Source organism: Pseudorhodobacter sp. (assembly GCF_030452865.1).
In the GTDB taxonomy this organism is placed as follows: domain Bacteria; phylum Pseudomonadota; class Alphaproteobacteria; order Rhodobacterales; family Rhodobacteraceae; genus Pseudorhodobacter.
Genome location: NZ_JAKDLJ010000169.1, coordinates 1 through 7,354, shown reverse-complemented (window position 1 = coordinate 7,354; position 7,354 = coordinate 1). Strand labels below are relative to the sequence as shown.

Sequence of the window (7,354 nt, the reverse complement as noted above, 5' to 3'; positions counted from 1 at the left end):
CGGGTGACAAGGTTTTGCGCGCGCTAAGTGATGGCCGTTTGGGCAGCACACAAGCGCCCTACCCCGGCGTGATCGCGCTGGATGGCAACCTGACGGAAACGCTTTTGGCGCAGATATCCGCGTCGCCATTGTTTGCGGCGGCCGATTTGCGCGTGGCCCCGGCCAGCCCCGGCAAAGCCGAGCGGTTGCAGCCCCTCCTGACCCATCCAAGCGCCACGCTCTATGTCAATCTGGAGGAAGCAGGGATACTGGCGAAAGACAGCTATGCCAACGCTCATGAGGCGGCGGCGGGATTGCTGTCGCGGGGTGCTGCCCGTGTCTTGGTGACCGATGGTGGCAACCGTTGCGCGGAAGGCACGCAAAGCGCAGGTGTCTTGACGGCCACCCCACCGCAAGTCCTGGTGACCCGTGTGACCGGCGCGGGCGACACCTTCATGGCGGCCCATATTGTCGCCACCCGAACAGGCGCGGACCGGCAAGAGGCATTGGACCTCGCCATCAGTGCCGCTGCCGATTACGTCTCAGGAGAGATTGGAACATGACCATTCATTCATTCAACCAACTGCCGATGTTCATCCTGCCCGAAGTGGCGGAGGCGCTGGCCGCAGGCCGCCCGGTGGTGGCGCTGGAAAGCACCATCATCACGCACGGCATGCCTTATCCGCAGAACGTGGAGATGGCCGAAACGGTGGAAGGGGACATCCGCAAGGCGGGGGCGGTTCCGGCCACGATCGCGGTGATGGGTGGATCGATCCACATCGGTCTGTCGCCGCAGCAGTTGCAGGCCCTGGCCAAAACCCCCAATGCGCGCAAACTGTCGCGCGCCGATCTGGCGGCCTGCCTGGTTCGTGGCGATACCGGAGCCACAACCGTCGCCGCGACGATGATCGCCGCACATCTGGCGGGAATTTCAGTCTTTGCCACTGGCGGCATTGGCGGCGTGCATCGCGGGGCCGAAACCTCTTTCGATATCTCTGCCGATTTGCAGGAGTTGGCTCAAACCCCGGTCACGGTTGTCGCCGCCGGGGCAAAGGCCATTCTTGACATCCCCAAAACACTGGAAGTGCTGGAAACCCTTGGCGTTCCGGTCATCGCTTACGGCCAATCCGAATTTCCGGCTTTCTGGGCGCGCGATTCCGGCCTGCCAGCGCCGTTGCGGATGGACAGCGCTGCCGAAATTGCCGCCGCGCATCTGATGCGCGGGCACCTTGGTCTTGCCGGGGGGCAGTTGGTTGCCAATCCGATCCCGGAGTCCGACGAAATCCCCCTGCCCCAGATCATGCCGATGATTGAACAGGCGCTGAAGGAAGCCACGTCGCAGGCCATTGCCACCAAAGCGGTCACCCCGTTCCTTCTGGGCCGGATATTTGAACTTTCGGCGGGGAAGTCTCTGACCGCCAACATCGCGCTTGTCAGGAACAACGCGCGTTTGGGTGCTGGAATCGCAATTGAAATTGCAAAAGCGCGCGGAAACTGAACCGATCCCGTGCTTTACCATTGTAGCCACCCGATGCCATCCTTAGATTGCGGTCGTCTGGAGCATCGGGCATAGGGACGGGAATGACTGATCAGAAAAGCCATCCATTGAAAAAACGCGGGTTGATGGGTGGATTGCGCAGCAGCTTTCTGACCGGGCTTGTCGTCGTCTTGCCGATTGCGCTGACGCTTTACCTGATCTGGGCCGTCACCGGCTGGATTGACGGCTTCGTGCTGCCGTTCATCCCGGAACAATATCAACCCTCGGAATGGTTCGGCTACTGGTTCTGCCCATCGCCGTTTGAGCCAGCATCCGGGATTTCCAGGTTCTGGGCCTCTGACCCGGCGAAACCTCCGTTCTTTTGCAAGGCAAACGGGATCAATCTGCGCGGCACCGGGGTCATCATCTTTCTGGTGTTCACCATCTTCGTCGGTTGGCTGGCGCGGGGCATCATCGGGCGGTCTTTCCTGAACTGGGCCGAGCGGTTGGTGGACCGTACTCCGATCGTGCGGTCGATTTACAGCGGCATCAAGCAGATTGCCGAAACCGTCTTCGCCCAGACCGATCAGAACTTCGAGAAAGCCTGCCTTGTCGAATACCCGAAGGAAGGAATCTGGGCGATTGGCTTCGTGTCAACCAAAGCAAAGGGAGAAATCGCGGCGAGTTTTCCCGAAAATGATGAAATTCTGTCGGTGTTCCTGCCGACCACGCCCAACCCCACCTCCGGCTTTTTGCTGTTCGTGCCTGCCTCTGACGTGCGGATGCTGGACATGAAGATTGAAGACGCGGCAAAGCTGATCATTTCGGCAGGTCTGGTATACCCTGCCGCCCGAGACGGTGTGCAGATCACGCAGCCCCCCGCCTCCATGGCATCAATCGAGTAGATCGACAGGCTCTACTGTCCCGTGCTTGCCCAGATGCGCGCCATGTTCCACCAAAAACCGGTCTGCCGATACGCGCCCTGCCGCTTTCAGCCGCGCCAGAAGCGCCGGTGTCGGCAGGATTTTGCTGCTGGCGGTCAGTTCGCTCATCAAGGGATTGTCTGAAATCACATGCAGCGCCACGTCCTTCATTTCGCCCTTCGTCACCTTGCCGGTCGCCAACAGGCGCTTGACGAAAGCAATCGCGCGCAGGTCGCGCAGCAAGGGCGCGTTGAAGCTGATTTCATTGATCCGGTTCTGGATTTCGAGGGGCGTTTTCGGGATCGCATCCCGATAGATCGGGTTGATGGCCACAATGATGAGGTCTTGCGGCAAGCCCTTGTCGTAAAGCGGAAAAAGCGCCGGGTTGCCGGAATAGCCGCCATCCCACCACGCCTCCATCTTTCCGGTGATCGGGTCCGGCACTTGCACCGCCTGAAAGGTCGTGGGCAGGCAGGCCGAAGCCATCAACGCGTCCGGCGTGATCTGCTTGCCGGTGAAGACCCCGATCTTGCCACTGCGCACATTGGTTGCATTGACGAACAACTTCGGCCCGGCATCGCTGCAAACCAGTGAGAAATCCAAACCGGCAACGATGGGTTTCAGCGGATTTTCCCAAAACGGACCAGCGGCATAGGGTGAAAAGAGCTGCGACGCGATGCCTTGGGGCGAGGTGGAGAAAGTATTCTCCCACATATCCGTCAGCGTCGCCGCGAAGGGTAGAACCGGCTGCATGAAAGCACTCAACCGCATGTCGCCAACGGTGCCGATGGCGGCCCAAAGCACGTCCAGCGCCGCCTTGGCGCCATTGCGCCCCCCCGCGATCAACCCGGATTTCAGTGCTGCACCATTCATCGCTCCGGCCGAAGTGCCGGAAATGGCCGCAATCTCCAGCCAATCCTCTTCCAGCAACCGATCCAGCACGCCCCAGGTATAGGCTCCGTGCGCACCGCCACCCTGAAGCGCCAGATTGACGCGAACCGGTTCCGTCACTCTGCGGTCCATCCACCGTCGACTGAGATTGTGGTGCCCGTGATCTGGTTCGCCGCAGCAGAGCACAGGAAAACTACCGTGCCGCCAATTTCCTCCACCGTGGCGAATTCGCGGGAGGGCTGCTTGGCCAGCATCACTTGCTTGATCACGGTTTCCCGGTCCATGTGGTGTGCTTTCATCTGGTCAGGGATCTGTGCCTCCACCAACGGGGTCAGCACATAACCGGGGCAAATGGCGTTGCAGGTGATGCCTTTTCCTGCTGTTTCCAGCGCCGTGACCTTGGACAGCCCGACGATACCATGCTTGGCCGCGACATAGGCCGATTTGAACTCCGACGCGCGCAACCCGTGGGCCGAGGCGATGTTGACCACCCGCCCCCAGCCTTTCGCGCGCATCAAAGGCAAAGCCGCCGCCGTGGTGTGAAACGCCGAGGAGAGGTTGATCGCCAGAATGGCGTTCCATTTCGCGGTCGGAAATTCCTCGATCGGGGCGACATACTGGATCCCTGCGTTGTTCACCAGAATATCGCAAGCGCCTGCGGTGGAGATCAGCGCCCGACACGCCTCCGCGTCCGACATATCGGCCTGAATATAGCGCACCTTGACGCCATGTTCCTTCGCCAGATCACTTGCAAGTGCGTGGTCTTCCTTGCTGTCTGAAAAGGAGTTGAGCACGATATCGGCGCCCTGCCGAGCCAATTCATGTGCGATCCCGAGTCCGATGCCCGAGGTAGACCCGGTGATGACGGCGGTTTTTCCTGAAAGCGACATAAGTTACCTCATTGATTTTGCTGTAGCAGCATTAGCGCGTATTGTCGGGCGATGCGAGGTCTGTTGCCAATGGCCCGCTTCACGTTCCTGCGCGCCGCTGCGCATGTCGGTCTGATGGCGATTGACCAGTGCCGCGCCCGTCACCCCCAAGCTGACAATGACGCAAGCGGAAGGAACCAGATTTTGTGGGAGCCGCGGGTATGAACAAAAAAAAACGCCAGCGCGAAGCTGGCGTTGAGTTATTGAGGCAGGTTTCATACAGGCAAGAAACCTATCGAGCAGTTCCTACTTTATACGCTGATGTTTGCCCAAGGCCAAGTTAAAAGTTTGAAAAGGCACGAAACCATCCGTAGTGTCTGGATCAACAAACATTGGAGAAACGGGATTGTTGCTGGAATGAAGCATCACTTTTTCGCGATTCTGAACAGCGCACTTGGGCTGTTCATGTTGGCTGCAATGGCGATTCCCGCCTGTGCAGAGCCGAAACATGGCATAGCTATGTATGGCGAACCGGCGCTTCCACCGGATTTTGTGTCCCTCCCCTACGCAAACCCCGACGCGCCAGCGGGTGGCCGCATCGTTTTTGGCGAATCGGGCAGCTTTGATTCGCTCAATCCGTTCATCCTGAAAGGCCGCGCACCTTGGGGCCAATCGGGTCTGACAACCGAAACACTTTTGGGCCGTTCCTATGACGAACCCTTTACACTTTACGGAGTTTTGGCCGAATCAGTCGATACCGATGACGCGCGCAGCTACGTCGAATTCACGCTGAGGCCGGAGGCGAAATTCTCGGACGGCAGTCCTGTCACGGCGGAGGATGTGCTTTGGTCGTTCCAGACCCTCGGCACCGTCGGGCATCCGCGCTACCTCAACAGTTGGACCAAGATCGCGAAATCCGAGATTACCGGCCCGCGTTCCATCCGCTTCACCTTCAACACCCAGGACCGGGAATTGCCGCTGATCCTTGGGCTGCGCCCGGTGCTGAAAAAGGCGCAGTGGGAGGGCAAGGATTTCACAGAATCGACATTGGAAGCGCCCATCGGCTCCGGCCCCTATACGATTGGCAAATATGAAACGGGCCGCTTCATTTCCTTCGTCAAGAACCCGGATTGGTGGGGCAAGGATTTGCCCTTCAACCGGGGCAGGCAAAACCTCAATGAGGTGCGCTATGATTACTTCGGTGATGCGGGCGTGGTGTTTGAAGCGTTCAAGGCGGGTGAACTGACCAGCTACCGCGAAACCAATGCCGCGAAATGGGATGAGCAGTACAATTTCCCCGCTGTACTGTCGGGCGATATCGTGAAATCCGAAATCCCGCATTCACGTCCTTCCGGCATCGACGGCTTTGTGATGAACACCCGGCGTCCGTTCTTTGCCGATTGGCGAGTGCGCCAGGCGCTGATCCTTGCCTTCAATTTTGAGCAGATCAACACCACGATCACCGGCGGCGCATCGCCGCGCATCCAATCCTATTTCTCCAACTCCATTCTGGGGATGGAACCGGGTAAACCCGCCATGGGCAGAGAGTTGGAGTTGCTGCAACCTTTTGCTGCCGACCTGCCCCCCGGCACAATCGAGGGCTACGCCCTGCCGGTAGCGCAGGATGCGACCAACCGCAAAGGCATCCGCGCCGCCAAGAAGTTGCTGGAGCAAGCGGGATGGACCACCGACGACACCGGCGTCTTGCGCAATGGCGACGGCAAGCCCTTCACCTTCGATATCCTGCTGACGAATGGCGCGTCGGAAGTGATCACGATTGCCAATATGTATATCGAGGCACTGAAAACCCTTGGCATCAACGCGACACTGACCACCATCGATTCCGCCCAGATGACCGAGCGTACCAACGCCTATGATTTTGACATGACCCATATGATCCGCAACATGTCGTTGTCACCGGGGAATGAGCAGACGTTCTACTGGGGTTCCGCCGGGGTCACCGAACCGGGCAGCCGCAACCTGATGGGAATGAATTCCCCCGCCGCCGAGGCGATGATCGCGACCCTGCTGAATGCGAAAAGCCAGGAGGATTTTGTGGCGTCGGTGCGCGCGCTGGATCGCATTTTGACCGCCGGACGTTATGTGATCCCGTTCTGGTTCTCGAAATTCAGCCGCATAGCGCATGTCAAACAGTTGAAATACCCTGGCACCCTGCCGGTTTACGGCGATTGGCCAGGGTTTCAGCCGGATGTCTGGTGGTATGACCCGAATTGACGGCTTTGGGCGCATGGAAACCGCCCGCGATCCTTGCTAAACCAATTCCGGGGCGACGGCGTGTTGCCCCGTAAAACCAACCACTGCGACCCCTAGAAAGCCCGCCCCCATGACCTTCAGAATCGCCCGAATGATCCCGATTGCCGCCTTGCTGCTGCTGTCCGCACTGTCCGCCTGCGGCACGATAGACGGAATTGGTCGCGATATTTCCGGCGCATCAAACCGGGTTTCCAACATGCTCTGACGCTGCGACGCGCTGACAACACGCACGCCCATCCCTTCAAGCGCAAGTGACTTGAGCCGGTGGCGACAAAAGCGTACACCGCGCGGCAACGGCCACAGGCCCAGCCCCAGACACAAGGCCAATCGCGTGAAGAATGACCCCTCGGGCGGCGTGACCGCCGCAGGCAACCGCCCTGCTCTTTCGCCGCTGCTGCTGAACCTGCTGGTCGCGGTCTTCATCATGGCCGCACATAACAACACGTTCTGGCACCGGGCGAATGCGGCGTTTTCTGGTGATCCGCTGATCGTCGCGACGTTTGGCCTGTCGGTTTTCGCGCTGACGCTGCTGATCATTTCGTTCTTTGCGGTACGCTGGCTGCAAAAGCCGGTGCTGGCGTTTCTGCTGATCCTCGGCGCGATAACCTCCTATTATCAGGACACATTGGGCGCCACAATTGACCGTGAGATGGTGCAGAACGCCCTGACCACGACGATGACCGAATCCAAGCACCTGATCACTTTCGGCTTTCTGACGCATGTGCTTTGGGCCGGGGTTCTTCCCGCCATTGTGGTCTTTGCCGTCCGGGTCAAACGCCTGCCCTTCCTGCGCGGCGCGGTGATCTGGGTTGTTACCTGTCTTGCATCGGCGGCGCTGTGCATCGGGCTGCTGCTGCTGCATTTCAAAACCTATTCCGTGGTGCTGCGCGCCGACAAGACTATCATGGCCGCCTATCAACCGGGTGCGCCGCTTGCCGCAA

8 protein-coding genes are annotated in these 7,354 nt (G+C 59.3%); 6 read left to right on the top strand and 2 right to left on the bottom strand.

Translation table 11 applies throughout. The features are described from left to right. From L0H65_RS11010 to L0H65_RS11000, 3 genes are all read left to right on the top strand, one after another. On the top strand, nucleotides 1-542 hold a 542-nt coding region (locus tag L0H65_RS11010), incomplete at its 5' end, for a PfkB family carbohydrate kinase (RefSeq protein WP_301458998.1). Beyond that, nucleotides 539-1,477, top strand: coding sequence for a pseudouridine-5'-phosphate glycosidase (locus L0H65_RS11005; RefSeq protein WP_301458996.1), 939 nt, complete (start codon nucleotides 539-541; stop codon nucleotides 1,475-1,477). The genes L0H65_RS11010 and L0H65_RS11005, both read left to right, overlap by 4 nt. Nucleotides 1,478-1,560: 83 nt before the next feature. Next, on the top strand, nucleotides 1,561-2,361 hold the full coding sequence (locus L0H65_RS11000) for a DUF502 domain-containing protein (protein WP_301458994.1): 801 nt from the start codon (nucleotides 1,561-1,563) through the stop codon (nucleotides 2,359-2,361). Here the strand turns inward: L0H65_RS11000 and L0H65_RS10995 are convergent. Next, entirely contained in the window at nucleotides 2,350-3,390 is a 1,041-nt protein-coding gene (locus L0H65_RS10995; protein WP_301458992.1) for a patatin-like phospholipase family protein, read from the bottom strand. The genes L0H65_RS11000 and L0H65_RS10995 overlap by 12 nt on opposite strands. Beyond that, nucleotides 3,387-4,160 carry a 3-hydroxybutyrate dehydrogenase gene (locus L0H65_RS10990; protein WP_301458990.1) on the bottom strand — a complete coding sequence of 258 codons (774 nt, stop codon included), beginning with the start codon at nucleotides 4,158-4,160 and terminating at the stop codon, nucleotides 3,387-3,389. The genes L0H65_RS10995 and L0H65_RS10990 overlap by 4 nt, the downstream gene beginning before the upstream one ends. A gap of 498 nt (nucleotides 4,161-4,658) precedes the next feature. On the opposite strand from L0H65_RS10990, the gene L0H65_RS10985 reads away from it, so the two are divergent. The 3 genes from L0H65_RS10985 to L0H65_RS10975 form a co-directional block, all read left to right on the top strand. Then, a complete protein-coding gene (locus L0H65_RS10985; protein WP_301459000.1) occupies nucleotides 4,659-6,374 on the top strand; it encodes an extracellular solute-binding protein in 1,716 nt (571 codons plus the stop codon). Nucleotides 6,375-6,483: 109 nt separating this feature from the next. After that, the gene (locus L0H65_RS10980) at nucleotides 6,484-6,618 is read left to right on the top strand and encodes an entericidin, EcnA/B family (protein WP_301458988.1); all 135 of its coding nucleotides are present in this window, start codon (nucleotides 6,484-6,486) and stop codon (nucleotides 6,616-6,618) included. Between the two features lie 126 nt (nucleotides 6,619-6,744). Further along, the coding region (locus L0H65_RS10975; RefSeq protein ID WP_301458987.1) for a DUF1705 domain-containing protein at nucleotides 6,745-7,354 on the top strand (610 nt) is incomplete at its 3' end.